Source organism: Streptomyces sp. NPDC048196 (genome assembly GCF_040652715.1).
Taxonomy (GTDB): domain Bacteria; phylum Actinomycetota; class Actinomycetes; order Streptomycetales; family Streptomycetaceae; genus Streptomyces; species Streptomyces siderophoricus.
Genome location: NZ_JBEZMM010000083.1, coordinates 1 through 25,308 on the forward strand (window position 1 = coordinate 1; position 25,308 = coordinate 25,308).

A 25,308-nucleotide genomic window follows, 5' to 3' on the forward strand; every position below is an offset into this window, starting at 1 on the left:
GGTTGTGTGGACGTAAAGCGTCAGCAGTCCACACAACCGGCCCCGGAGGCCCGTCACCGCACCCGACACCCACCCAGCCCGCCGCAGGCGCAACGGCGAACACGCCCCGCGACGCCGCAGACGAGTACGTGCGAGGCCCCGCAAAGCGCAACGGCGAGCAACCCCGACGGCGGGAAAGCCAGCTACGTGGGGCAAATTTCAGACCGTGAGGACGATCTTGCCGAAGAGGTCGCCCTCCGCCATCTTCGCGAAGCCCTCGCGGGCGCGGTCCAGGGGGAGGGTGGAGTCGATCACCGGGCGGATCCCCTTCGCGGCGCAGAAGCTGAGCAGGCCGGCGAGTTCCTCCTTGCTGCCCATCGTCGAGCCGACGATCTTCAGCTCCAGGAAGAAGATCCGGTTCAGCTCCCCGCTCTTGGGGGTGAAACCGCTGGTGGCGCCGGAGATGACGAGCGTTCCGCCGGGTCGCAGCGACTTGACGGAGTGCGACCAGGTGGCGGCACCGACGGTCTCGATCACCGCGTCCACCCGCTGCGGCAGCCGCTCCCCGCTGGCGAACACCGCCTCGGCGCCGAGCTCCAGGGCGCGCTTGCGCTTGGCCTCGTCCCGGCTGGTGGCGAAGACCCGCAGGCCGGCCGCGGCGCCGAGGACGATGGCGGCGGTCGCGACACCGCCGCCCGCGCCCTGGACCAGCACGCTGTCCCCGGGGCGCACGCCTCCGTTGGTGAACAGCATCCGGTACGCGGTCAGCCAGGCGGTCGGCAGGCAGGCGGCCTCCTCGAAGGAGAGCTCCTTCGGCTTGGGCAGCACGTTCCAGGTGGGGACGGTGACCTGCTCGGCGAAGGAGCCCTGGTAGCGCTCGGTGAGGATGGAGGGCTTCTCCTTGGGGCCGACGCCGTGACCGGTCTGGCCGATGACGGAGTGCAGGACGACCTCGTTGCCGTCCGCGTCGATCCCGGCGGCGTCGCAGCCGAGGATCATCGGCAGCGTGTCCTCGGTGATGCCCACCCCGCGCAGCGTCCACAGGTCGTGGTGGTTGAGCGAGGCGGCCTTGACGTTGACGGTCGTCCAGCCAGGGCGTACGTCGGGGGCCGGGCGGTCCCCCAACTCGAGGCCGTTCAGCGGCTGGTCACGGTCGATGCGGGCGGCATAGGCAGCAAACATGATCCCAACGTAGGCCGCGGGCGGGCCCCGCGGTACCGCGCACGGGTGTGACACGCACCGCGCCACCCGGCCGCAAACCGGCACAACGGCCGCGCACCTCACCAGGCCGCACACCGCAAACGGGCCGGGCCGCACCCTGAGGGAGGTGCGGGCCCGGCCCGTTGCACGGGGCGGCAAGGCCGTCCGGGGCTCAGCGGCGCGCCACGCCCTCGGCGCGGGCGGCGGCGGCCACGGCGGCGGTGACGGCCGGGGCGACCCGCTCGTCGAACGGCGAGGGGATGACCCGGTCGGCGCTCAGTTCGTCGGCGACGACGGCGGCCAGCGCCTCGGCGGCGGCGAGCTTCATGCCCTCGGTGATCCGCGACGCGCGCACCTGCATGGCTCCGGCGAAGATGCCGGGGAAGGCGAGCACGTTGTTGATCTGGTTGGGGAAGTCGCTGCGTCCGGTGGCCACCACGGCCGCGTACTTGTGCGCGACGTCGGGGTGGATCTCCGGGGTGGGGTTGGCCATCGCGAAGATCAGCGAGTTCTTCGCCATCTTCGCCACCGCCGCCTCCGGCACGGTGCCGCCGGAGACGCCGATGAAGACGTCGGCGCCGTCCAGCGCCTGCTCCAGCGAACCGGTCAGCTTGGCCTTGTTGGTGAAGCCGGCCAGGTCGCGCTTGACGTCGGTGAGGTCCTCGCGGTCAGCGGAGACCACGCCCTTGCGGTCGCAGACCGCGACGTCGCCGATGCCCGCCTCGATGAGGATCTTGGCGATGGCGACCCCGGCCGCGCCGGCGCCGGAGATGACCGCGCGCAGCTGCCCCAGCGAGCGGTCGGTGAGCTTCGCGGCGTTGCGCAGCGCGGCGAGGGTGACGACGGCCGTGCCGTGCTGGTCGTCGTGGAAGACCGGGATGTCCAGGGCTTCCTGGAGCCGGCGCTCGATCTCGAAGCACCGCGGTGCCGAGATGTCCTCCAGGTTGACGCCGCCGAAGGACGGTGCCATCCGGACGACGGTCTCGATGATCTCGTCGGTGTCGGTGGTGGCGAGCGCGATCGGCACCGCGTCCACTCCGCCGAACTGCTTGAACAGGATGGCCTTGCCCTCCATCACGGGGAGGGAGGCCTCCGGGCCGATGTCGCCCAGGCCCAGCACCGCGGTGCCGTCCGTGACGACCGCGACGACCTGGGACTTCCACGTGTAGTCGTGCACGAGCTCGGGCTGCTCGGCGATGGCGCTGCACACCTTGGCGACGCCCGGTGTGTACGCGAGGGACAGGTCGTCCTTGTCGCGCACCGGGACGGTTGCCTGAATGGCCATTTTGCCGCCGCGATGCAGCGCGAAGGCCGGATCGAAGGTGCCGTCGGGCGCTGTGCCCGGGTCTTCGTCCGCGCCGGTATTGCCGTCGCTGGCGGGATTGACGATCTCCGCTGCCACTTGTCTTACCCCTTTTATTCGTAAATCTGCTGAGGGTGACCACTCCCTGGTTAAGGGGTGGGCGGGCACCGCGTCCGCGCCCTGCGTGACGGTTGGCCGCCGCGCGGGGGGAGGTACGGACGCCGGGCGCGCCGCACACGCGCCCTGAGCCCCGGATGAGGGGTGTAACGCACCTTTCTACCCGACGGGCGCGGGCCCCGACGAGTCAGATTCATTACCCTCGGGTTCAGAGGCCCGACAATAACGGCGAAATGGACGAAAAAGGCAGAAGAGCCATGAGTCCGCTGTCCGGATTTCGAGACGCCTGGAGCGAACCTAACGCCCCTGGCTTCCCGCGGGACGCTGGTTTCACATCTGCCACAGGGCCGTCACCTCCACTTCCCCGTCCGTTATCCGATTTTGACCTGTACGACAGTCCGAATACCGGAGTCCGGATGGCAAGATTCCGTCACCAACCGAGGTCGCGACGCTCGAAGGGGTGCGCACGGCCCCTTCGTCACGTCTTTGTCACGTCGGCTTCTCCACCCGCAGGAGGATCAGCATGACCGCAAGCACCACGCGCCGCCCGGCCGCCGGCAGGCACCGTAAAGCCGTGGCCGCCGCGGCCGCGGTCGTCGCCTCGCTGATGGTGCTCAGCGCCTGCGGCGACCAGACCGATGCGGCGATCGCCCGGCGTGAGGCGCAGAAGAACCGGAACGTTCATGCGCCGCTGTTCAAGCTGCTGCCCAAGGACGTGCAGGAAAAGGGCTTGCTCCAGGTTGGGTCGGACATCACCTACAAGCCGGTGGAGTTCCGCTCGAACGGCGCGATCGAGGGCATCGACCCGGACCTCGCGGCGGCGATGAGCAAGGAGCTGGGCATCAAGCTCAACTTCAACAACGCCACCTTCGACACCCTCATGGGCGGCCTGAAATCCAAGCGCTACGACATCGCGATGTCGGCGATGACGGACACCAAGGAGCGCCAGGAGGGCATCGACAGCAACACCGGCAAGAAGATCGGCCAGGGCGTCGACTTCATCGACTACCTCAACGTCGGCGTCTCGCTGTACACCCAGAAGGGCAAGACCAACGGCGTCGACGGCTGGGAAACGCTGTGCGGCAAGAAGATCGCGGTCCAGCGCGGCACGGTCTCGCACGACCTGGCCAAGGACAAGTCGAAGGCCTGCCAGAAGAACGGCGAGGAGCCGATCTCCATCGAGGCGTTCGACAACGACTCCGAGGCCCAGACCCGGCTGCGTACCGCGGGCGTGGACGCCGTCTCCAGCGACTACCCGGTCGCGGCGTACGCGGTGAAGGTCTCCGGGCACGGCAAGGACTTCCAGATGGTCGGCGGCGCGCCCCTCAAGGCGGCCCCGTACGGCATCGCCGTCCCCAAGGGCCAGGAGAAGCTCCGCGACGCCCTCAAGGCGGCCGTGGAACTCGCGATCAAGAATCGCTCGTACGCCAAGGTCCTGGACAAGTGGGACGTCAAGGACGCGGCGGTCAAGGAAGTGAAGCTCAACGGCGGCACCTGAGCCGCCGGCAGCCGTCCCGTCCCCTCCGGCCCTCCCGCCGAATGCTGAAAGGCAACCTCCGTGTCAGTTGACGTCGACAAGCCGGCCCAGCCGCCGGCGGACGCCCCGCCCCCGCCCGAGTCCATCAAGGCCATCCCGGTCCGCCACTACGGGCGCTGGGTCGCGGCGCTCGTGGTCATCGGGCTGGTCGCGCTGCTGTTCCGGGCCTTCGCCTCCGGGAACGTCAACTGGGGCGCCATTCCCCAGTACATGTTCAACGGGGACATCCTCAAGGGCCTGCGCAACACCCTGCTGATCACCGTCCTGTCGATGATCATCGGCATCGTGCTCGGCGTGATCCTGGCCGTGATGCGCCAGTCCAAGAACCCGGTGACGTCGACCGTCGCGTGGTTCTACGTCTGGTTCTTCCGCGGCACCCCGGTGTACGTCCAGCTGTTCCTCTGGTTCAACCTTGGCCTGGTCTTCCAGTACATCGACATCATGCCGATCTACAAGGACGAGTGGTCGGACTTCATGACCCCGTTCCTGTGCGCGCTGCTCGGCCTCGGCCTCAACGAGGCCGCGTACATGGCGGAGATCTGCCGGGCCGGCCTGAACGCCGTCGACGAGGGCCAGACCGAGGCGGCGCACGCGCTGGGCATGAGCCACGGCAGGACGCTGCGCCGGATCATCGTGCCGCAGGCGATGCGGGTGATCGTGCCGCCGACCGGCAACGAGGTCATCAACATGCTGAAGACCTCCTCACTGGTCATCGCCGTGCAGTACTACGACCTCCTGCAGGCCGCACAGAACGTCGGCCGGGACTCCGGTGTCGTGGTCGAGATGCTGATCCTCGCCGCGACCTGGTACCTGATCGCCACCACGGTGCTCAGCATCGGCCAGTACTACCTGGAGCGCTACTACGCGCGGGGCTCCAGCCGCCAGCTCCCGCCCACTCCGCTCCAGCGCGCCAAGGCGCGGCTGTCCGGCGGCTTCAACCGCTCCGCAGGAGGTGTCGGATGACCAGCAAGCTGACGACGAAGACCGCCGGCAGCAGCGGCGGCCCGATGGTCAAGGCCGAGGGCGTCCACAAGTCCTTCGGCGCGGCGCACATCCTCAAGGGCATCGACCTGGAGGTCGCGCCCCGGGAGGTCTTCTGCCTGATCGGCCCGTCCGGTTCCGGCAAGTCGACGTTCCTGCGCTGCATCAACCACCTGGAGAAGATCAACGCCGGCCGGCTGTCCGTCGACGGCGAACTGGTCGGCTACCGCGAGAACAACGGCAAGCTCTACGAGCTGCGCGACCGCGAGGTCGCCGCCCGCCGCCGCGACATCGGCATGGTCTTCCAGCGCTTCAACCTCTTCCCGCACATGACCGCGATCGAGAACGTCATGGAGGCGCCGGTCCAGGTCAAGGGCGAGTCCAGGGCCGCGGCCCGGGAGCGCGCGACCAAGCTCCTGGACCGGGTCGGGCTGGCCGACAAGGCCGGGAACTACCCCTCGCAGCTCTCCGGCGGCCAGCAGCAGCGGGTGGCGATCGCCCGGGCCCTGGCCATGGAGCCGAAGCTGATGCTCTTCGACGAGCCGACCTCGGCGCTCGACCCGGAGCTGGTCGGTGACGTCCTGGACGTCATGAAGGACCTGGCGGCGGACGGCATGACGATGATCGTCGTCACCCACGAGATGGGCTTCGCCCGTGAGGTCGGCGATTCGCTGGTCTTCATGGACAACGGGGTGGTCGTCGAGTCCGGCCACCCGCGCGAGGTCCTGGGCAACCCGCAGCACGAGCGGACGAAGTCGTTCCTGTCGAAGGTGCTGTAAGGCGTACCTGCCGGACGCGCGGTGATACGGCACGGTGGGCCGCTCCCCGAGGGGGCGGCCCACCGCTGCTGTGTACGGGCGGCGCTACTTCAGCCCGAGCACCAGCGCGTCGGTGGGCGAGGACCACACCGTCCGGGCCTCGGCGAAGCCCGAGTCCCGCAGGGCGGCCGCGTGCCACGCCGCCGACGGGGTGTCGCCGTCGGCGTGCTCGCCGTAGATCTCGAAGCGCTCGGCGGTCGGCCCGGCCAGCCGCGGGTCGGCGGCGGCCAGCTGCCACCACTCGGCCCAGTCGACCGCGCCGGCGGCCTTGGCCTCGTCCATCCGGGCGTGCCGGAAGGCCCGCTCGGCGGCGTTGATCCGCGGGGTGGACGCCTCCGGCATGCGGTCGGCGTTGAGGAACACCCCGCCGTCCCGCACCAGCGCGCCGAGCTGGCCGTAGAGGGCCCGCAGGTCCTCGGAGTGCAGCCAGTGCAGCGCGGTCGCGGTGAGGACCGCGTCGTAGGAGTCGTGCGGCAGCTTCGCCGTCCAGTGGGGGTCCTTCAGATCGGCCCGTACGAACCTGACCCGGGGCTCGTTCTCGAAGTACCCTTCCGCGATGGCCAGCAGCGCGGGATCCAGGTCGACGCCCACACTCCCGGCCTCCGGGAACCGCTTCAGCAGCCGGTCGGTGATACTGCCGGTCCCGCACGCGAGGTCGAGCACCCGGGGCGCGGGGCCCACCAGCGCCTCGACCATGTCGAGCATCACCCGGAACCGATCCTCCCGGTCGGGGAGGTACCACTCCTGCTGGCGGTCCCAACTGTCCTGCCACGCCTGCCAATCGGCACCGACGACGGTCTCGGTCATCGCTTCCCCTCCAGGCCGTAATACCCTAGTAATGGATCTGCCCATTACTGCACCCATACGACCGCACCCTATCCACCGCCCGTAAGGACTACAAGTGGAACTGGCCTATTACTCGGACTATGCCGTGCGACTGGTCAACACCGAGCAGCCCGAGCGCGGCAGCGACAGTCTGACCTCGGTCGAGGCCGTGCGCGAGCTCTTCGGGCCCGCCCAGCAGGCGGCCCGGCGGGCGACCGACAGCGACGTCACCCGACTGCGGGCGGTGCGCGCCCGGCTGCGCGCGGTCTTCGAGGCCGCCGCCGCCGGCGACGAGGTCCTGGCGGTGGACCTGCTCAACGCGCTGATGATGGAGTTCCCGGTCAGCCCGCAGATTTCCGGCCATGAGCACCGGGACGATGACGGGCGACCCAAGTGGCACATGCACATCGCCGAGCAGGCCGCCAACGCGACGGCCGGCTTCACCGCGACCGCCTGCATGGGGCTGGCCTTCCACCTCACCGAACTGGGCGTGGACCGGCTGGGCATCTGCGAGGCGGCCCCCTGCCGCCACGTCTACCTGGACACCTCGACCAACCGCTCCCGGCGCTACTGCTCCGACCGCTGCGCCACCCGCGCCAACGTCGCCGCCTACCGCGCCCGCAAGCGCCTGGAGAGCGAGCGCTCGGCCCGCACCGGACGGACCGCGGACGCCGCCCAGGAGAGCAGCGCGGGCACCGACCGCTGAACCCCGCGCGGCGGCCGCAGCCGCAGCCGGGCACGGGCGAGGACCAGTTCGTCCGGAACGACCCCGAATTCCCGGCTGTCGTTCTCGACGAACGGATTGTCCCCCCGGACCCACCAGCCGCCGTCCTGCCGCCGCACGGCCCGCTTGACGATCAGCAGGTCCTGCCGGAACGGGTGCCGCAGCACCACCACGTCACCGGGCCGCACCACCGCGCCGTAGTGCACCACCAGCTGATCACCGGGGAGCAGCGTGGGCACCATCGACGGGTTGTAGACCTCGGCCAGCCCGAACGCGCGGAGCAGCCCGGCCCGCTCCGGCCCCGGCTCCGCGCCCTCGCCCTGCTCCGGCCCGCGCTCGTCCACCCGCTCCGGCATCCCTTACCTCCCGGTCCAGCCCCGGTCCGACCCTCCCCCGGTCTCCGTCCGGGGGCATTTCGCTTCGCTCAGGTCCATCCTCCAACAGTCCCGGCCCGGCACCGGACTTTTGCCCTAAGACCCCCGGGCCGCCCGAGAAAAGCCTTCCCGCACCGAGTAATCTCGCACCTGAGAAGACGATCACGAGGAAGGACTGCACATGCTTTCCCGCCTGTTCGCGCCCAAGGTCAAGGTCAGCGCCCACTGCGACCTGCCCTGCGGCGTCTACGACCCGGCCCAGGCCCGCATCGAGGCCGAGTCGGTCAAGGCCGTCCAGGAGAAGTACCAGGCCAACGAGGACCCCGACTTCCGCACCCGCGCCGTCCTGATCAAGGAGCAGCGCGCGGAGCTGGCCAAGCACCACGTCTCGGTGCTGTGGAGCGACTACTTCAAGCCCCCGCACTTCGAGAAGTACCCCGAGCTGCACCAGCTCGTGAACGACACCCTCAAGGCCCTCAGTGCGGCCAAGGGTTCCAACGACCCGGCGACCGGCCAGAAGGCCCTCGACTACATCGCCCAGATCGACAAGATCTTCTGGGAGACCAAGAAGGCCTGAGTCTCGGCCAGGCGGCCTGACCTGCACTTTCGCGGGCGGCCTCGGCTACCTGTCCGCACCCGGTCCGCATGCCGCCGAACACGGCGGCCATGACGGAGCGGGTGCGGTCTTCTTTGCCCGGCCGCAGGCGCGCGTGGATCCGCGGCCCTCGCGGCCAGAGCGATGCGCGTCAGCGCAGGAGGAACCCTTCGTCATTGCGCTGCTGGAGCTGACTCTCGATCTGCTTCACCGTCTCCAGTCCGACGCTCACGATGATGAGGATGCTCGTGCCGCCGAACGGGAAATTGCTGCCGTTGAACAGCACCAGTGCCGCCGTGGGCACCAGGGCGATCAGCCCCAGGTAGAGCGCTCCCGGCCAGGTGATCCGGTTGAGCACGTGACCCAGGTGCTCAGCCGTGGGGCGGCCGGCCCGGATGCCGGGGATGAACCCGCCGTGCTTCTTCATGCTGTCGGCGACTTCCTTGGGGGTGAAGGAGATGGCGACGTAGAAGAACGCGAAGGCGACGATCAGCAGGAAGTAAAGGGTCAGATGGATCGGTTGGTCGCCCCCGGCGAGATTCGTGGCGATCCACCGGGCCCATCCGGACGCCGAGTCACCCCCGAGATCGATCAACGTGGGAATGGAGAGCAGTGACGAGGCGAAGATGACGGGAATGACACCCGCCTGGTTCACCTTCAGCGGGAGGTAGGTCGACGTGCCGCCGTAGGAGCGGCGGCCGATCATTCGTTTCGCGTACTGCACCGGAATCCGGCGCTGCGCCTGCTCGACGAATACCACGAGGCAGACCATGCAGAGGCCGACCGCGATCACGAGGCCGAACTCGCCCCAGCCACCCAGGATTTTGCCCGACTTCTTTATCCCCCACAGGTTGGCCGGAAAGCTGGCGGCGAGGGAGGTGAACATCAGGAGGGACATGCCGTTGCCGATGCCGCGGTCGGTGATGAGCTCTCCCAGCCACATCACCAGGGCGGTGCCGGCGGTCATCGTGAGGACCATGACGGAGGTCCGGAAGATCGAGGTGTCCGGGACGATCTGGGCCCGGACCTGGCAGGTGGGGAAGAGTCCGCCGCTTTGCGCCTTGGCCACCACGGCGGCGCCCTGGAGCACCGCCAGGCCCAGCGTCAGGTACCGGGTGTACTGGGTGATCTTCGCGGTGCCCGCCTGGCCCTCCTTCTTCAGCGCCTCCAGGCGCGGAATGACCACCGTCAGCAGTTGAAGGATGATGCTCGCCGTGATGTACGGCGTGATACCCAGGGCGAAGACGGTGAGTTCCAGCAGCGCACCACCGCTGAACGTGTTGATCAGGCCGAAGAGGCCGCCGTTGCCACCACCCTCCTTGATGCACTGCGCAACGTACCGGTAATTCACCCCGGGGACCGGGACGTTCTGCCCCAACCGGTAGAGCAGCAGGATTCCCAGCGTGCAGAGCATCTTTTTGCGGAGACCGGGCTCTTTGAAAGCCCTGGTGAATACGGTAGGCACTTTTCAAGTCGTCCTTAATCCCAGGCGCATGGGTAAGAGTGGGGTCGAGCCCGTTCGTTGTCTTCGCGGACCGATCGCCAATGGCTTTGCCGAGCTGGACGCGCCGCGGTATTCCGGTTGCGGGCAGGCGTCATCGCCGGCCGGGAGAAGATTTCTGAATTCCGCCAGGGCTGACGTGACGTCAGGGAGCTCGTGATGCCGGGCAGGCGGGGCCGGCAGGCGCCGCGGCAGCGTCGTGGAAACCGACGCGGCGGGGTACGCGGGCAACCACCGGTGGCTCGCGGATCCGCCGGCCGTGGGGCGGCCGGTGGTGGTGGTCGACCGAAGGTCCAGCGGCAGTGCGGCGCAGCGTTCGCTCGGGGCGAGTGGCGGAGCGTCCTTACGGCACTTCCGCTCGCTCCCTCAAGCCGGCGCTACTTGGCCGTTGAGGTGGGGGCCGGGGCCGGCGCGGTCGCGCAGGTGCGGGTGGGGAGCGGGACCGGCACGGTCGTGGAGGTGTGGGCCGGAAGCGGGACCGGCACGGTGGTGCAGGTGCGGTTCGGGGTGGGGACCGGCGCGGTCGTGGAGGTGGGTCGGTGATGAGGAACGGCGGGCCCGCCCTGGGCGGAGGCGCTCGGCAGGACTTCCAGCCCGACGCCGAGCCCGGCGATCGTCAGTGCCGAGCCGGTGGCCATCCAGACCGTACGAGCACGCCGACGGGCCCGGACCCCGGCTTGCAGCCGCTGCCGGTGCTGGTCCTCAAAGGGGGTGTTTGCCTGGGTGTCGCGCATCATCCGCGCGAGTTCGTGTTCGAAGTCTTCCATGATGTCTCCTTTCACTTCACCGGCTCGATGGCGTCACCCAGGACCTGCCGCAACCGCGTCACGCCCCGTGACGTGAGGGACCGGGCGGTGCCCACCGGACACCCCAGCGCCTCGGCAACCTGCACCTCGGACAGGTCCTGGTAGTAGCGCAGCACCACCGCGGCGCGCTGCCGCACCGGCAGCAATGCCAACGCGGCCTCCAACCGCGTCCGTTCCTCCACGGCAGCGGCCACATCGCCGGCCGCGGGAAGCTCCGGCAGCCGTTCCACCGGACGCTCGCCCCACCAGCGACGTCGTGCCGAGCGGGCCGCCGCACGTGCCAGCACCCGGCGCACATACGCCTCCGGCGCCTGCTCGGCCACCCTCGGCCATGCGAACCACAGCTTGACCAGCGCCTCCTGCAGCAGATCCTCGGCCCGGTGCCGGTCTCCACCGGTGAGCAGATGCGCCAGGTGAAGCAGTGCCGACCAACGAGCCGCGACGAACCGGTCGAACGCATCGGCCCGCATCTGCCCCATCAACGCCGTCCCTCCCCTCGATCACTTGCCTACGCCCCTACAAAGGCACTGACCCACGTCCCGCTATGCACTCCTCGGACGTGAGCTGCCTCACACGCCCACCCCGGCCCGTGCGTAAGCCACTTCTTTGCACCTAAAGCGCATTCCAGGTGGTGTCGGGCCGGCACGGGGCGGTTCGTCGGGTTAGTAAAGGGGGCGATCCGGCCACCCGGCAGGGGCCGGCCGGGCGCCGTACGGACGACGCGACACGGACACGGGAGGCCGCCATGCGCTTCATGATGCTGCTCAGGACCGACGAGAACGCGATGCCCGCCGGCGGGCCCGGCGCGGAGCTGATGGAGCGGATGGGCACGCTCCTCGACGAGATGACCGCGGCCGGGGTGCTGTTGGACACCGCGGGGCTGACGTCGAGCACACAGGGCACCCGGCTGCGTCTGTCGGGCGGGCGGGTCACCGCGGCCGAGGGGCCGTTCCAGGAGGACGGAGAGGTGATCGGCGGATACGCGCTGATCCGGGCCGGCTCGCAGCAGGAGGCGGTCGGGTGGGCCGAGCGCTTCCTGGGGGTGCACGGGGACGCGTGGACCCTGACCGCCGAGGTCCGGCAGGTGGACGAGCCGGCGGCCGTCGGGGGGTGAGGCCCGGGGAGGGCGCTACGTCGCCACCGGCAGCGGCCCGTCGTGGCGGGCGAGCCAGGCGCGGTAGGCGTCGCTCGCCCAGGCGATCTCCATGTAGGAGGCGGTCAGGTCGGCGAACAGCTCGTCCGGGGTGCCGGCCGGGGTGCCGTCCTGGCGGCAGGCCATGAAGAGCCGGACCGCGAGCGGGTCGCCGTACAGGGGGCGGATGGCCATGCCGTGCCGGGAGCGGGCGGTCGGCTGGCAGGGGGTGACCACCTCGCCGGCCGTGACCAGGTCCACCGCGGTGAGGTAATCGCCGTGCACCACCCGGGGGTTGATTCCGGCCGCCGCCCATATACGGCGCAAACCGGCCCATTCGCCGTCCACCGTCGGGTCGACCATCCACTGGTCCTCGGCGAGGTCGGCGACCCGTACGACCTCCTGCGCGGCCGCCGGGTGACTGTCCGCCAGGGCGATGAACTGCGGTTCGCGGGCGATGAGTTCGTGCTCGACCAGGCCGTCGGGGACGCGCAGCGGGGCGCCCTCGACCTCGTGCACGAACGCGGCGTCGAGCTGGCCCGTGGCGACCATGTGCAGCAGGGCATTGGCGGACACATCGGCACGTATGGTCGTGTCCGTTTCGGGCAGCCGGACCCGTAGCCGGCGCAGCCAGCCGGCGACGGCGGGGCTGTTGGTGCTGCCGATGTGCAGCCGGGCGCCCTGCGCACGGTGCGAGACCGACGCGACCTCGTCGACAAGCGCCCGCATTTCGGCCACTATCGGCCGGGCCCGGCACAGCACCGCATGCCCCAGCGGGGTGGGCCGGCTGCCGGTCGGTTCGCGGAAGAAGAGCTGGCCACCGAGGGCCTTCTCGATGCGGTGGAGCTGTGTCGTCAAGGAGGGCTGGGTCATGCCGAGTTGCCGGGCCGCCTTGCGTACGCTGCCGGAGTCCGCGATGGCGCACAGTGCGCGAAGATGCCGTACCTCTAGCTCCACGTCGGGAGCATAACGACGAGGGCATCGGTCACACCAGGCTCTCAAACCCGCCGGAACTCGCCTTTTTCGCGAGGGTATTGCGCCAAGCTATCGCCACCTAACATCTCCGCCTTGCGGGTGAAGTCCGTCCAGACTCAACGGCACGAGAAATCCGCAGGGCCCCGGTCGCCGCCCCACACGGCGACCGTACGGCCCTCGGAGATGAAGGAGCCCCCACATGAGATCTCCCAAGACGGCGCTGTCGGCGGCGCTCGGTCTGGGCCTCGCCGCCGCGCTCGCAGCCGCGGCGCCGGTTTCGGCAGCTTCCCCCTCCCCCACCCACTCCTCCCACTTCAGCACCTCGGCGTCGATCGCCGCCTACAACGGCTCGGCGGCCGAGAAGGCGGACACCAAGGCGTTCTTCGAGGCCGTGATGAAGTCGGCGCGGGCCAAGCTGAAGGCCCACCCGCACGCGGAATCGGTCACCGTGACCTACGACGCGAGCGCCGCACCGACCTTCAAGAGCCAGATAGCCGAGAGCGCGTCGATCTGGAACAGCGCCGTCAAGAACGTGCAGCTGCACGAGGGCAGCGGCGGCGACTTCCAGTACCGCGAGGGCAACGACCCGCGGGGTTCGTACGCCAGCACCGACGGCCACGGCAAGGGCTATGTGTTCCTGGACTACCAGCAGAACCAGGAGTACAACTCCACCCGCGTGACCGCCCACGAGACCGGCCATGTGCTGGGTCTGCCGGACCACTACGAGGGCCCGTGCAGCGAGCTGATGTCCGGCGGCGGCCCCGGCACGTCCTGCCAGAACACCCAGCCGGACGCGAACGAGCGCGCCCAGGTGGAGCAGCTGTGGGCCAACGGCCTGACGGGCGTCCACTTCGGCAAGGCGTCCTGACGCCCGGTTCGCACCACGGGTTCGGCGGTGGCCGGCGGACCGGACCGCGCTGACGGCGGACGGTCCACGCCCCCGGCCTGGGCTGACGAGTACCGGATCCTGGCGGCCGGCTCTCGTATCCCCACCAGCCTCGCATTTCCTGCGCCGCCCTTGCGGTGGGGCTCCCTCGGAGCCCCACCGCTTTTTCGTGCCTCGCGCCCGGGCTTTCGCCGCGGTCACCGGTCCGTTCTCCGCGCTCACCCCGCCCGGCGGCCGGATCCGAGGAGGGCGCGGGTGGCGGCCGCCGCGCCCCATACGGCGGCGAGCGCGACGAGCACGGTGCCCGCGAGGTACGCCGCCGCGGCCGCCACCCGTCCGGCGGCGACCAGCCGCTGGACGTCCAGCGCGTAGGTAGAGAAGGTGGTGAACCCGCCGAGGACGCCGGTGCCGAGGAACGGGCGCACGAGCGGGTGCGCGGTCCGGGCCTCGGTGATCAGCACCATCAGGACACCCATCAGCGCACAGCCGGCCGCGTTGACGGCCAGGATCGTCCAGGGGAACGCGGCGGGTCCGCCGGGCCGGAGCAGCAAGGCCCCGTACCGGGCCGCGGCGCCGAGGGCCCCGCCCGCGGCCACCACACCGATCACCGGCCACTGCCCACGCCAGGGCGGCGGCCGGCGGACTCGCGCGTTCATGTGCCTCCCGTGATCAAGGCCCTCGGGCCACTGCACCGTTCCTCATTGGACCTCCTCCAGGTGGTCCTCGTTTGACAGCCACAAACATGGGATGTTCCCATCACCGGTGGAATGGGGCCGGACCGCGCTCCGGTCGTGAGGGGAAGGACGTCGTCGATGCCGCTGCGCAGCACCGCCCGGACGAGCCTGGTGGACCTGGTCATCGAGCAGATGGAGGGCCTGATCGCCGGCGGCGAGTGGCCGGTCGGGACGAAGATCCCCGCCGAGCCGGTGCTCGTCGAGCAGCTCGACGTGGGCCGCAACACCGTCCGCGAGGCGGTGCGCGCCCTGGTGCACACCGGGATGCTGGAGCCGCGCCAGGGCGACGGGACCTACGTCCGCGCCAGCAGCGGCTTCGGCGCCGCCGTACAGCGGCGGCTGCGGCGGGCCGGCGACCTGGAGACGTTCGAGGTGCGCGCCTCGCTGGAGCGCGACGCCGCACGGTACGCGGCCCTGCGCCGCACCGACGAGGACCTCGCCGCGCTGCGTGCCGCCCTCGCCGAGCGGGACCGGGCCTGGCGCGGCGGCGACCTGCCCGCCTTCATCGACGCGGACCTGGACTTCCACCGCACCATCGCCGCCGCGGCCCACAACAGCGTCCTCGCCGACCTCTACGACCACCTCAGCGACGCCCTGCGGGCCACGCTCCAGTCGGTCGTCGGCGCCCCGGTCCCCGATTCCGTCCGCAACCAGTACGACGCGCACGAGGCCATCGTCGACGCCATCGAGGCGGGCGACGCGCAGGCCGCCGAGCGGGCCGCGCTGGCGCATCTGAGCGAGGGCATGGCGGCCCTGCGCGACGGCGCCGGGGCGGGCCCGGACCGCACGGAGGAAGACCCGCAGTGACCACCGACCGGACCGCCACCCGCACGGCTCCCGCGCCGCCCGCGCCGCCGACCGCGGGCCCCGGGGCCACCGGCCGCGGCGCCCTCCACCTCGGTGCCGGCGTCGTCCTGCTGGCGCTCAACCTGCGTCCCGCGCTGGTCGCGGTCTCCCCGCTCGCCGGCACGATCCGGGACGACAGCGGCATGTCGGCCGCCGCGACGAGCCTGCTCACCGCGCTGCCGCTGCTCTGCTTCGGGCTGCTGGCGCCGGTCGCACCGCGACTGGGGCGCCGGTTCGGCATGGAGCGGTCGCTGCTCGGCACGATGGCGCTGATCTGCCTGGGCACCGCGCTGCGGCTGCTGGACTCGGTGGTGGCGCTGTTCGCCGGCACGGTCGTGATCGGGGCCGGCATCGCGGTGGCGAACGTCCTGCTGCCGGGCCTGATCAAGCGGGACTTCCCGGCGCGCGCCGGGCTGATGACCGGTCTGTACTCGATGTCGCTCTTCGGCGGCGCGGCGCTCGCGGCCGGGGTGACGGTCCCGGTCCAGCACGCCGTTGGCCTCAACTGGCAGGCCACGCTGGCCTGTTGGGGTGCGCTCGCGCTCGTCGCGCTGCTCTGCTGGCTGCCGCAGGTGCGCAGCCGTACGCGGGTGCCGGCGGCCGCGGCCCGGCAGGCCGCCCGTCCGGTGCGCGGACTGTGGCGCTCCGCGCTGGCCTGGCAGGTCACCGCGTACATGGGCCTGCAGTCGCTGAGTTACTACGCGGCCGCCGCCTGGCTGCCGACGATGCTCACCGACGCCGGGATGAGCGCGGGCGACGCCGGCTGGATGCTGTCGTTCTCCTCGCTGCTGGGCATCGCGGGTTCGTTCCTCGCGCCGGTGGTCGTCGGCCGCCGGCTGTCGGCCGGCACGCTGGCCACCCTGGGCGCCCTGCTGTGCGCGGCGGCGTTCACCGGGATGCTGACCGCGCCGGTCGCCGGGGCGTACGTGTGGATGGTGCTGCTGGGGCTCGGCCAGGGCGCGGCGATCAGCCTGGCGCTGCTGTTCATCGTCCAGCGGGCCCCGGACGCCCGGCACACCGCCCAGCTGTCCAGCATGGCGCAGTGCTTCGGCTACGTCCTCGCCGCCACCGGCCCGGCAGTCCTGGGCGCCGTACACGACGCCTCCGGCAGCTGGACGGTCCCGCTGACGGTCCTCCTGGCCCTGCTCCTCCCCCAGATCACGGCCGCCTGGGGCGCGGCCCGCCACCGGCACGTGACGGGCCGCTGACAGCTTTGCCACCGGCCTCCCCCCGGGGCCCGAGCCCCGTGCGCCGTGCCCCGTGCGCCGTGCCCCGTGTGTTGTGCCCGTGCCCCGTGCGCCGTGCCCCGTGCGCCGTGCCCCGTGTGTTGTGCCCGTGCCCCGTGCGCCGTGCCTCGTTCCCCGCTGTTCCGCCGGGAATACCCTCGCCCGCCACCCCGTTGTGGCCCCACAGGGGGCGCTCGCATCCCCTAGGGAATCTGTTCGCATCCGCCCTAGGGGAATCCCCCTACGCGGCGGGCGACGCCTCCCCGCGGACGCCCCGCCCAAGGCCATCCGCCCCGATTCGAACCACTTACCTCAAGCCACCCGCCCGAAGCCCCCGTTCAAAGCCACCCGTTCCGCTTGAACCCGCGGTGGATCACCCAGCAGATGACCACGGTCAGCGTCATCACCAGCGGATAGCCGAACGTCCAGTGCTTTTCCGGCATGTGGTCGAAGTTCATGCCGTAGATGCCGCAGACCATGGTCGGTACGGCGAGGATGGCGACCCAGGCGCTGATCTTGCGCATGTCCTCGTTCTGCGCGACCGTGACCTGGGCGAGATGGGCCTGGAGTATGGAGTTGAGCAGTTCGTCGAAGGCCGTGATCTGTTCGGTGACCCGGGCGAGGTGGTCGGCGACGTCCCGGAAGTACGTCTTGATCTGCGGGTCGACCTGCCGCATCGACCGGGTCGCCAGCTCCCGCATCGGCCGGTCCAACGGGGCCACCGCGCGCTTGAGTTCCAGCAGCTCGCGCTTGAGCTGGTAGATCCGGCCGGCGCCGCCGCTGCCGCGTTCCGAGAAGACCTCGCTCTCGACGTCGTCGATGTCGTCCTGGACGGCGGCCGCGACGTCCAGGTAGTCGTCCACGACGAGGTCGGCGACGGCGTGCAGGACGACGGACGGGCCGAGCGCCAACTGCTCGGGCACCCGCTCCAGTTGCTCGCGCAGCGGCCCCAGCGAGCCGTGCCCGCCGTGCCGGACGGTGATCACGAAGTCGATGCCGGTGAAGACCATGATCTCGCCGGTCTCCACCACCTCGCTGCTGTCGGTGAGCCGGTCGTGCTCGACGTAGCGCACCGTCTTCAGCACGGTGAACAGCGAGTCGTCGTAGTGCTCCAGCTTGGGGCGCTGGTGGGCGTACACGGCGTCCTCGACGGCGAGCGGATGCAGCCCGAACAGGTCGACGATTCCGGCGAATTCCTTCTCGGACGGCTCATGCAGCCCGATCCAGACGAACCCTCTGCCGGACTCCCGTACCCGGCGTATCGCCACATCGGCCGGCTGGTTGCCGTCCTGCCGCACGCCGTCGACGTACACCGCGCAGTTGACCACGGCGGTGCCCAGCGGCGAGCGCGCGGGGTGGCTGAGGTCCACCCCGCGCGTACGCGGCTGCGGAAGCCGGACGGCCTTGCGGAGGTTGCTGATCATCGACACCCGGCCAGTATGGCCTGCGGGCGCCCGGGAACGGTATGCCAAAGCGGGTGTTTTTGCGCCCCGCGGACGCCGCCCCCGGGCCGCGTGTCAGGGGACGGGGACCGGCCGGGGGTGCTCCTCCGCCGCGCTCGCCGGTGCGTCCTGCGGCTCCGTCTGCGGGGTGGTGGCCCGGCGCGGGAGCAGGAAGAGCAGGGCCAGGACGAGGACCAGGCCGGCCGCGACCCACCACAGGGCGTGGGTGGTGGCGGCGATGAACGCGGGGTGGGCGGCGCCGGGCGCGGCCGCCCCGCCGCCGGATTCCACCGGCCCGCCGACGGCCCCGAAGAAGGCCACCGACGAGAGCCCCAGGCCGAGCGCCATGCCCAGCTGGCCGGTGGTGTTGAAGATGCCGGACGCCGAGCCGGAGTGCGCGGCCGGCACCTCGGAGATCGCCACATCGGTGACCGGCGCGACGATCAGCCCCATCCCGGCGCCCATCAGCAGCATCGCCGGCGCCATCTGCCAGGAGGTGAGGGCGGTGCCGTAGTGGTCGGCCTCCCAGATGTAGAGCAGGGCGCCGGACAGCATGATCAGTGCGCCCGCCTGCAGGACCGCGCGGCCGAAGCGCGGCACCAGCTTCTGCACCGACATGCCGGCCGCCACCGAGCAGGCGAGCGAGAACGGCACCCCGGTCAGCCCGGCGTGCAGCGGCCCCCAGCCCAGGCCCAGCTGCATGAACAGCGTCCAGATCAGGAAGAACAGGCCGCTGACCGCGCCGAAGGTGAGCTGGACGGCGGCGCCCGCCGCGAAGGACCGGACCCGGAAGAGGGAGAGTTCGACGAGCGGTGAGCCGTCCTTGCGGGCCTTGGCGCGCTCGTAGCGGACGAAGCCGGCCAGGACGAGGGGGCTCGCGCCCATCGAGACGAAGCCCCACAGCGGCCAGCCGGACTCCCGGCCCTGGGTGAGCGGGTAGAGCAGCATCAGCAGGCCGACGGTGGCGAGTGCGGTGCCGACGAGGTCGAGGCGCAGCGCGCCCGGGGAGCGGGACTCGGTGATGAAGCGGCGGCCGAGCAGGATGCCGGCCACCCCGACCGGGAGGTTGATCAGGAAGATCGGGCGCCATTCCAGGCCGAAGAGGTCGCCCTGGGTGAGCAGCGCACCGATCAGCGGTCCGCAGACCGCGCCCAGGCCGATCACCGCGCCGAACATCCCGAAGACCTTGCCGCGTTCGTGTGCCGGGAAGGTGACGTGGATGATCGCGAGCACCTGCGGCACCATCAGCGAGGCCATCGCGCCCTGGAGAACCCGCGCCCCGATCAGCATGCCCGGGCCTGCGGCGAATCCGCACAGCGCGGAGGCGAGCGTGAAGCCGGCCATGCCGAGCAGGAACAGCCGCTTGCGGCCGTGGATGTCGCCGAGCCGTCCGCCGGTGATCAGGCCGAGCGCGAAGGCGAGGGCGTAGCCGGCGGTCACCCACTGCAGGGAGCTGAAGGCGGCGCCGGTGTCCTGCTGGATGCTCGGCAGGGCGATGTTGACGATGGTCGCGTCGACCAGGTCCATGAAGGCGGCCGTGAGGACGACGGCGAGCGCTGTCCAGCGTCTGCGGTCGGGCGCGGCGGGGGCGGGCGTGGTCATGGGTACTCCGGGTCCGTGGTCGGTGGTGCGGCGTCCGCGAGCGGTGGTGCGGGGACGTCTTCGACGAACACTAGGGCCCATGTAGGACAGAGGCCGTCCTACTACCTGCGGCATCATCGGTGCATGAGTGAGACATCGGCACGTCTGCTGAATCTGCTGTCCCTGCTGCAGACCCCGCGCGAATGGCCCGGGCCGGAGCTGGCGGAGCGGCTGGGGGTGATCTCCCGTACGATCCGGCGGGACGTCGAGCGGCTGCGGGACCTGGGGTATCCGGTGCACGCCACGATGGGCGCGGTGGGCGGGTACCGGCTGGCGGCGGGGACCGCGATGCCGCCGCTGCTGCTGGACGACGAGGAGGCGGTGGCCATCGCGGTGGGCCTGCGGTCGGCGGCCGGCCACACCATCGCGGGCATCGAGGAGGCGTCCGTACGGGCGCTGGCCAAGCTGGAACAGGTGCTGCCGTCCCGGCTGCGGCGCCGGGTGGGCACGCTGGGCACGGCCACCGTCCCGATGCCGGCCGGGGACGGCCCGAGGGTCGATCCGGAGCATCTGACGGTGCTCGCCGCGGCGATCGCCAACCACGAGCGGCTGCGCTTCGCCTACCGGGCGGGCGCCGGGGAGCGGAGCAAGCGCCTGGTGGAGCCGCACCGGCTGGTGGCGGCGGGCCGGCGCTGGTACCTGGTGGCGTACGACAACGACCGGGAGGACTGGCGGATCTTCCGGGTGGACCGGCTGAGCGAGCCGTTCCCCACCGGCGTACGGACCGCGCCGCGCGAGCTGCCGGCCGCCGACGCGGGGGCGTACGTGCGGGAGCGGATGCAGGGGATGGCCCCGGCGCACCGGGCGGTGGCCACGGTGTACGCGCCGGCCGGCGAGGTGACCGCGCGGCTGGGCGGGCCGGCGGCGGGTGAGGTCGTGCCGCTGGACGACGGGTCGTGCCGCTGGCACAGTGCGCCCGATTCGCTGGAGTGGCTGGCGATGCGGCTGGCGCTGCTGGGGTGCGCGTTCACGGTGCACGAACCGGTGGAGCTGTCCGCGTATCTGCGGGCGATGGGCGAGCGGGTGAGCCGGGCGGTGGACGGGAGCGGGCCGGGCGCGGACCCGGGGGACGGCAGCGCCGCGGGCGGGAACCCGCCGGAGGGGGATGCGGCGTGAGGGGATATCCTCGGCCGGAATACCCTCGGGGGGTATAACGTTCCGTAGGGGGAACACGCAGGCGGGGTACGCGCAGGCGGGATACGCAGTCGCAGCACACCGAGGAGCAGCCATGACCACCGCGATCGGAGAGCACGGCGTCGAGCTGGAGATCGGCGGGATGACCTGTGCGTCCTGCGCCGCCCGCATCGAGAAGAAGCTCAACCGCATGGGGGGCGTCACCGCCACCGTCAACTACGCCACCGAGAAGGCGCAGGTCGCGGTCGCGGAGGGCAGCGGGGTCACGGCCGCGGACCTGATCGCCACCGTGGAGCGGACCGGCTACACCGCCGCGGTCCCCGAGCCCCCGGCGGCCGCCGAGCCGCCCGGCGAGGGGCCGGACGGCGGGCCGGACGAGCAGCCCGACGCCGCCCTCGCCCTGCTGCGCCACCGCCTGCTGGTCTCGCTGGCGCTGTCCGTCCCTGTGGTCCTGATGGCGATGGTGCCGCCGCTGCAGTTCACCAACTGGCAGTGGCTCTCGCTCACCCTGGCCGCCCCGGTGGTGGCGTACGGCGCCTGGCCGTTCCACCGGGCGGCCTGGACGAATCTGCGGCACGGCGCCGCCACGATGGACACGCTGATCTCGATGGGCACCCTGGCGGCGCTCGGCTGGTCGGTGTGGGCGCTGTTCTTCGGTGACGCCGGGATGCCGGGGATGACCCACCCCTTCGAGCTGACCATCACCCGCACCGGCGGCAGCAGCGCCATCTATCTGGAGGCCGCGGCCGGCGTCACCACGTTCATCCTGGCCGGGCGCTATTTCGAGGCGCGCGCCAAGCGGAAGGCCGGGGCGGCGCTGCGGGCCCTGATGGAGCTGGGCGCCAAGGACGTCGCGGTCCTGCGGAACGGCCGGGAGGTGCGCGTCCCGGTGGCGGAGCTGAGGGTGGGCGACCGGTTCGTCGTACGGCCCGGCGAGAAGATCGCCACCGACGGCAAGGTCGTGGAGGGCGCCTCCGCCGTGGACGCCTCGATGCTCACCGGCGAGTCCGTCCCGGTCGAGGTCTCCCCCGGCAACACCGTCACCGGCGCGACGGTCAACGCGGGCGGCCGGCTGGTCGTCGAGGCCACCCGGGTCGGCGCGGACACCCAGCTGGCCCGGATGGCGCGGCTGGTGGCGGACGCGCAGAACGGGAAGGCCGCGGCGCAGCGGCTGGCCGACCGGATCTCCGCCGTGTTCGTCCCGGTCGTGATCGCGCTCGCCGTCGGCACGCTCGGCTACTGGCTCGCCACCGGCGCGGGCGCGGTGGCCGCCTTCACAGCGGCGGTCGCCGTCCTGATCATCGCCTGCCCGTGCGCCCTGGGCCTGGCCACCCCGACCGCGCTGATGGTCGGCACGGGGCGCGGCGCGCAGCTGGGCATCCTGCTGAAGGGGCCCGAGGTGCTGGAGTCGACCCGCACGGTGGACACCATCGTGCTGGACAAGACCGGCACGGTCACGACGGGCGTGATGACGCTGACCGAGGTGCACCTCGCCGAGGGCGTGCCGGAGGCCGAGGCGCTGCGGCTGGCCGGGGCGCTGGAGCACGCCTCCGAGCACCCGATCGCCCGGGCCGTCGCCACCGGCGCCGCGGCCCGCGTCGGCACCCTGCCCACCCCGGACGACTTCACCAACGTCCCCGGCCTCGGCGTCCGCGGGGTCGTCGACGGGCACACCGTCCTGGTGGGCCGCGCCCAGCTGCTGGACGAGTGGTCCCACGGCCTGCCGGACGGGCTGGCCGCCGCCAAGGCCGCGGCCGAGGCCCAGGGCCGCACCGCGGTCACCGTCGGCTGGGACGGCGCGGCGCGGGCGGTGCTGGTGGTCGCCGACGCGGTCCGGCCCACCAGCGCGGAGGCGGTCCGCCGGCTGCGGGCGCTGGGCCTCGCGCCGGTGCTGCTGACCGGCGACCACCGGGCGGTCGCCGAATCGGTCGCCGCCGAGGTCGGCATCGACGAGGTGATCGCGGAGGTGCTGCCCGAGGACAAGGTGGCGGTGGTCGCCCGGCTGCAGGCCGAGGGCCGTTCGGTCGCGATGGTCGGCGACGGCGTCAACGACGCGGCCGCCCTGGCCCGCGCCGACCTGGGCCTGGCCATGGGCACCGGCACCGACGCCGCCATCGAGGCCGGCGACCTCACCCTCGTCCGCGGCGATCTGCGCACCGCCGCCGACGCGATCCGGCTGGCCCGGGCCACCCTGGGCACCATCCGCACCAACCTGTTCTGGGCCTTCGGCTACAACGTCGCCGCGCTGCCGCTGGCCGCGGCCGGGCTGCTCAACCCGATGATCGCCGGTGCCGCGATGGCCTTCTCCTCGGTCTTCGTGGTCGGCAACAGCCTCCGGCTGCGCCGCTTCCGGGCCCTGGACGGCGCGGCCGCCCGCGGCTGACCGGCGGGCCCGCCGCGGGTGTCCCGGGACGCCCGCGACCGCCCGGACCTGCCCCGACGTCCCGGTTCTGGCGCCAGTCTCCAGTTCTGGCGCCGGAACATTGGCGGATCGCTCACCCGCCGGCAGCCGCCGGCGGGTGAGACTGGTGCGGAAACGAACATCCGCGTACCGACAGTCCACCCGCCGACGGTCCCCACCGACCGCCCGCGTACCGACCGTCGGCGCAGCCCCGCTCCGCGTATCAACGCTCCACGTACAGGGAGACCTCATGACCGGGTCACGCGTCCTGGCTCTCGGCCATTACCAACCCTCCCGCGTGCTCACCAACGACGAACTCGCCACGATGGTCGAGACCGACGACGCCTGGATCCGCAGCCGGGTCGGCATCCGCACCCGGCATGTCGCGGCTCCGGACGAGACCGTGGACGCGATGGCGGCCGCCGCGGCGGCGAAGGCCCTGGCCGCCGGCGGGGTCGCCCCCGGGGATGTCGACCTGGTGCTGGTCGCCACCTGCACGGCCGTCGACCGCAGCCCGAACGCCGCGGCCCGGGTCGCCGCCCGGCTCGGCCTCGGCTCGCCCGCCACGATGGACGTCAACGTGGTCTGCTCCGGCTTCACGCACGCGCTGGCCCTGGCCGACCAGGCCATCCGGGCCGGCTCCGCGACCACGGCCCTGGTCATCGGCGCGGAGAAGTTCACCGACGTGATCGACTGGACGGACCGGACGACCTGCGTGCTGGCCGGCGACGGGGCGGGCGCCGCCGTGGTCACCGCGGCGGACGAGCCGGAGATCGGGCCGGTGCTGTGGGGCTCGGTGCCCGAGATGGGCGGTGCGGTCCGCATCGAGGGCGAACCCGGCCGGTTCTCCCAGGAGGGCCAGACCGTCTACCGCTGGGCGACGACCCAGCTGCCGGGCATCGCCCGCCAGGTCTGCGAACGCTCCGGGATCGCCCCCGCCGACCTCGCCGGGGTGGTGCTCCACCAGGCGAACCTGCGGATCATCGAGCCGGTCGCGGAGCGGATCGGCGCGGTCAACGCGGTGGTCGCCAAGGACGTCGTCGACTCCGGCAACACCTCCGCCGCGTCCGTCCCGCTGGCCCTGTCCAAGCTCGTCGAACGCCGTGAGATCCCCTCCGGCGCCCCGGTGCTGCTGTTCGCCTTCGGCGGCAACCTCTCGTACGCGGGGCAGATCATCCGCTGCCCCTGAGGCCCTACCGGAGCAGAGCCGGGCGGTCCCTCAGCGGTCCCCCGGCTTCGCCCGTACGACGCGGCCGGCGGCCTCGCCCGTACGGGTTGCCGGCGGCTCCGCCCGTACGGGTTCCCGGCCGGCGTCCGATTCGTTCAAGACCCCGGCCCGGCGGCCTCCCTACGCTCGCCGCATGACGACAACTCCTCCCCGCTCCCCCGGCTCTCCGCGCTGTGCCGCCTTCGGCATGGTGGTCGCCGACATGGCCGCCGCCCTCGCCTTCTACCGCCGGCTGGGCCTGGTGGTCCCGGCGGGCTCGGACACCGCCCCGCACGCCGAGGCCGAGCTGCCCGGCGGCCTGCGGCTGATGTGGGACGTAGTAGCGACCGCCCGCGCCATCGATCCGGACTGGACGCCACCGCCGGCCGGCACCCCGACGGGGCTGGCCTTCGAGTGCGACGGCCCGGCCGGCGTCGACGCGCTCTACGCCGACCTCACCGCCGCCGGTCACCGGGGCGAGAAGCCGCCGTGGGACGCGTTCTGGGGCCAGCGCTACGCCGTCGTCCAGGACCCGGACGGCCACGGGGTGGACCTGTTCGCACCGCTGCCGCAACAGCCGGGCGACGGGCCGGAGGGCGCCTGAACGTGTCCGCTGACCAGCCCCCTGGGAAGCACCCCTAGGGCGCTTCTGACGGATCTCCGTGGAGGAAGGAGCGGCGCCTGGTGCGTGCGATCGCGGCGCCTGGTGCGTGCGACCGCAAGGCGCCGGGATGTCTTCATAGCGGAGCCATGGGGGTATTTCGGCAACGCCGCGAGCGTGCGTGCCAGGCGTCGCGACGCCGCGGAGATCCGTCAGAAGCGCCCTAGTTGTGCTGTCCGGACAGGTTGGTGACGCGGCTGGCTGGGGTGTGGCCGCTGATTCCGGTGTGGGGTCGGTGGTAGTTGTACCAGTCCAGCCAGTCG

Annotated in this window: 24 protein-coding genes and 1 pseudogene; 13 read left to right on the forward strand and 12 right to left on the reverse strand. The window is 71.7% G+C overall.

Features of this window, described 5'->3' with window-relative positions:
• Positions 1-198: 198 nt before the first annotated feature.
• On the reverse strand, positions 199-1,161 hold the full coding sequence (locus AB0E02_RS37435) for a zinc-binding dehydrogenase (protein ID WP_362148632.1): 963 nt from the start codon (positions 1,159-1,161) through the stop codon (positions 199-201).
• A 190-nt stretch (positions 1,162-1,351) separates the two neighbouring features.
• On the reverse strand, positions 1,352-2,581 hold the full coding sequence (locus tag AB0E02_RS37440) for an NADP-dependent malic enzyme (RefSeq protein ID WP_362148635.1): 1,230 nt from the start codon (positions 2,579-2,581) through the stop codon (positions 1,352-1,354).
• 541 nt (positions 2,582-3,122) lie between these two features.
• Between AB0E02_RS37440 and AB0E02_RS37445 the strand changes: the two genes are divergently transcribed.
• The 3 genes from AB0E02_RS37445 to AB0E02_RS37455 are packed head-to-tail and all read left to right on the forward strand — an operon-like array spanning position 3,123 to position 5,896.
• Positions 3,123-4,097 (forward strand): ABC transporter substrate-binding protein, encoded by a 975-nt coding sequence (locus tag AB0E02_RS37445; protein WP_362148638.1) that lies wholly within the window; start codon positions 3,123-3,125, stop codon positions 4,095-4,097.
• Positions 4,098-4,157: 60 nt separating this feature from the next.
• Positions 4,158-5,099: an amino acid ABC transporter permease gene (locus AB0E02_RS37450; protein WP_030811320.1), complete on the forward strand. Its 942-nt coding sequence runs from the start codon at positions 4,158-4,160 to the stop codon at positions 5,097-5,099.
• A gap of 44 nt (positions 5,100-5,143) precedes the next feature.
• Positions 5,144-5,896, forward strand: a complete 753-nt coding sequence (locus AB0E02_RS37455) for an amino acid ABC transporter ATP-binding protein (protein WP_362148694.1) — start codon at positions 5,144-5,146, stop codon at positions 5,894-5,896.
• An 84-nt stretch (positions 5,897-5,980) separates the two neighbouring features.
• Here AB0E02_RS37455 and AB0E02_RS37460 read toward each other — a convergent pair whose 3' ends face one another.
• Positions 5,981-6,742: a class I SAM-dependent methyltransferase gene (locus tag AB0E02_RS37460; RefSeq protein ID WP_362148642.1), complete on the reverse strand. Its 762-nt coding sequence runs from the start codon at positions 6,740-6,742 to the stop codon at positions 5,981-5,983.
• A 94-nt stretch (positions 6,743-6,836) separates the two neighbouring features.
• Between AB0E02_RS37460 and AB0E02_RS37465 the strand changes: the two genes are divergently transcribed.
• Positions 6,837-7,466: a CGNR zinc finger domain-containing protein gene (locus tag AB0E02_RS37465; RefSeq protein ID WP_362148645.1), complete on the forward strand. Its 630-nt coding sequence runs from the start codon at positions 6,837-6,839 to the stop codon at positions 7,464-7,466.
• Here the strand turns inward: AB0E02_RS37465 and sodX are convergent.
• Positions 7,370-7,840, reverse strand: coding sequence for a nickel-type superoxide dismutase maturation protease (gene sodX / locus AB0E02_RS37470; protein WP_362148648.1), 471 nt, complete (start codon positions 7,838-7,840; stop codon positions 7,370-7,372). The genes AB0E02_RS37465 and sodX overlap by 97 nt on opposite strands.
• A 199-nt stretch (positions 7,841-8,039) precedes the next feature.
• Here sodX and sodN point away from each other — a divergent pair, with 199 nt between their 5' ends.
• Complete coding sequence (gene sodN, locus AB0E02_RS37475) at positions 8,040-8,435, forward strand: superoxide dismutase, Ni (RefSeq protein ID WP_030811304.1); 396 nt, start codon at positions 8,040-8,042, stop codon at positions 8,433-8,435.
• Positions 8,436-8,604: 169 nt separating this feature from the next.
• On the opposite strand, the gene secY is transcribed toward sodN, so the two are convergent.
• From secY to AB0E02_RS37490, 3 genes are all read right to left on the reverse strand, one after another.
• Positions 8,605-9,918 carry a preprotein translocase subunit SecY gene (secY, locus tag AB0E02_RS37480; RefSeq protein ID WP_362148652.1) on the reverse strand — a complete coding sequence of 438 codons (1,314 nt, stop codon included), beginning with the start codon at positions 9,916-9,918 and terminating at the stop codon, positions 8,605-8,607.
• 413 nt (positions 9,919-10,331) lie between these two features.
• On the reverse strand, positions 10,332-10,721 hold the full coding sequence (locus tag AB0E02_RS37485; protein WP_362148655.1) for a cellulase: 390 nt from the start codon (positions 10,719-10,721) through the stop codon (positions 10,332-10,334).
• Between the two features lie 11 nt (positions 10,722-10,732).
• Positions 10,733-11,239 (reverse strand): SigE family RNA polymerase sigma factor, encoded by a 507-nt coding sequence (locus AB0E02_RS37490; RefSeq protein WP_362148658.1) that lies wholly within the window; start codon positions 11,237-11,239, stop codon positions 10,733-10,735.
• Positions 11,240-11,505: 266 nt separating this feature from the next.
• On the opposite strand from AB0E02_RS37490, the gene AB0E02_RS37495 reads away from it, so the two are divergent.
• Positions 11,506-11,874, forward strand: a complete 369-nt coding sequence (locus tag AB0E02_RS37495; protein ID WP_362148661.1) for a YciI family protein — start codon at positions 11,506-11,508, stop codon at positions 11,872-11,874.
• Positions 11,875-11,889: 15 nt separating this feature from the next.
• Here AB0E02_RS37495 and AB0E02_RS37500 read toward each other — a convergent pair whose 3' ends face one another.
• Positions 11,890-12,849, reverse strand: a complete 960-nt coding sequence (locus tag AB0E02_RS37500; protein WP_362148664.1) for a LysR family transcriptional regulator — start codon at positions 12,847-12,849, stop codon at positions 11,890-11,892.
• 217 nt (positions 12,850-13,066) lie between these two features.
• Between AB0E02_RS37500 and snpA the strand changes: the two genes are divergently transcribed.
• Entirely contained in the window at positions 13,067-13,735 is a 669-nt protein-coding gene (snpA, locus tag AB0E02_RS37505; protein ID WP_362148667.1) for a snapalysin, read from the forward strand.
• Between the two features lie 236 nt (positions 13,736-13,971).
• Here the strand turns inward: snpA and AB0E02_RS37510 are convergent, their stop codons facing one another.
• A complete protein-coding gene (locus AB0E02_RS37510; protein WP_362148670.1) occupies positions 13,972-14,409 on the reverse strand; it encodes a CrcB family protein in 438 nt (145 codons plus the stop codon).
• Between the two features lie 156 nt (positions 14,410-14,565).
• Between AB0E02_RS37510 and AB0E02_RS37515 the strand changes: the two genes are divergently transcribed.
• Positions 14,566-15,294 carry a FadR/GntR family transcriptional regulator gene (locus AB0E02_RS37515; RefSeq protein ID WP_362148673.1) on the forward strand — a complete coding sequence of 243 codons (729 nt, stop codon included), beginning with the start codon at positions 14,566-14,568 and terminating at the stop codon, positions 15,292-15,294.
• Positions 15,291-16,541, forward strand: coding sequence for an MFS transporter (locus tag AB0E02_RS37520; protein WP_362148676.1), 1,251 nt, complete (start codon positions 15,291-15,293; stop codon positions 16,539-16,541). The genes AB0E02_RS37515 and AB0E02_RS37520 overlap by 4 nt, the downstream gene beginning before the upstream one ends.
• Before the next feature lie 356 nt (positions 16,542-16,897).
• Here the strand turns inward: AB0E02_RS37520 and AB0E02_RS37525 are convergent, their stop codons facing one another.
• Together AB0E02_RS37525 and AB0E02_RS37530 are read right to left on the reverse strand one after the other, a co-directional pair.
• Positions 16,898-17,983, reverse strand: coding sequence for a magnesium and cobalt transport protein CorA (locus AB0E02_RS37525; protein ID WP_362148697.1), 1,086 nt, complete (start codon positions 17,981-17,983; stop codon positions 16,898-16,900).
• A gap of 93 nt (positions 17,984-18,076) precedes the next feature.
• Complete coding sequence (locus tag AB0E02_RS37530; RefSeq protein WP_362148678.1) at positions 18,077-19,603, reverse strand: MFS transporter; 1,527 nt, start codon at positions 19,601-19,603, stop codon at positions 18,077-18,079.
• Positions 19,604-19,726: 123 nt separating this feature from the next.
• Between AB0E02_RS37530 and AB0E02_RS37535 the strand changes: the two genes are divergently transcribed.
• The 4 genes from AB0E02_RS37535 (at position 19,727) to AB0E02_RS37550 (ending at position 24,988) form a co-directional block, all read left to right on the forward strand.
• A complete protein-coding gene (locus AB0E02_RS37535; RefSeq protein WP_362148681.1) occupies positions 19,727-20,758 on the forward strand; it encodes a YafY family protein in 1,032 nt (343 codons plus the stop codon).
• Positions 20,759-20,870: 112 nt separating this feature from the next.
• Complete coding sequence (locus AB0E02_RS37540) at positions 20,871-23,159, forward strand: heavy metal translocating P-type ATPase (RefSeq protein ID WP_362148684.1); 2,289 nt, start codon at positions 20,871-20,873, stop codon at positions 23,157-23,159.
• Between the two features lie 268 nt (positions 23,160-23,427).
• Entirely contained in the window at positions 23,428-24,366 is a 939-nt protein-coding gene (locus AB0E02_RS37545) for a beta-ketoacyl-ACP synthase III (RefSeq protein WP_362148688.1), read from the forward strand.
• Between the two features lie 172 nt (positions 24,367-24,538).
• Entirely contained in the window at positions 24,539-24,988 is a 450-nt protein-coding gene (locus AB0E02_RS37550) for a VOC family protein (protein ID WP_362148691.1), read from the forward strand.
• 220 nt (positions 24,989-25,208) lie between these two features.
• On the opposite strand, the pseudogene AB0E02_RS37555 reads toward AB0E02_RS37550, so the two are convergent.
• A pseudogene (locus tag AB0E02_RS37555) lies at positions 25,209-25,308 on the reverse strand (IS481 family transposase); the annotation flags it as partial.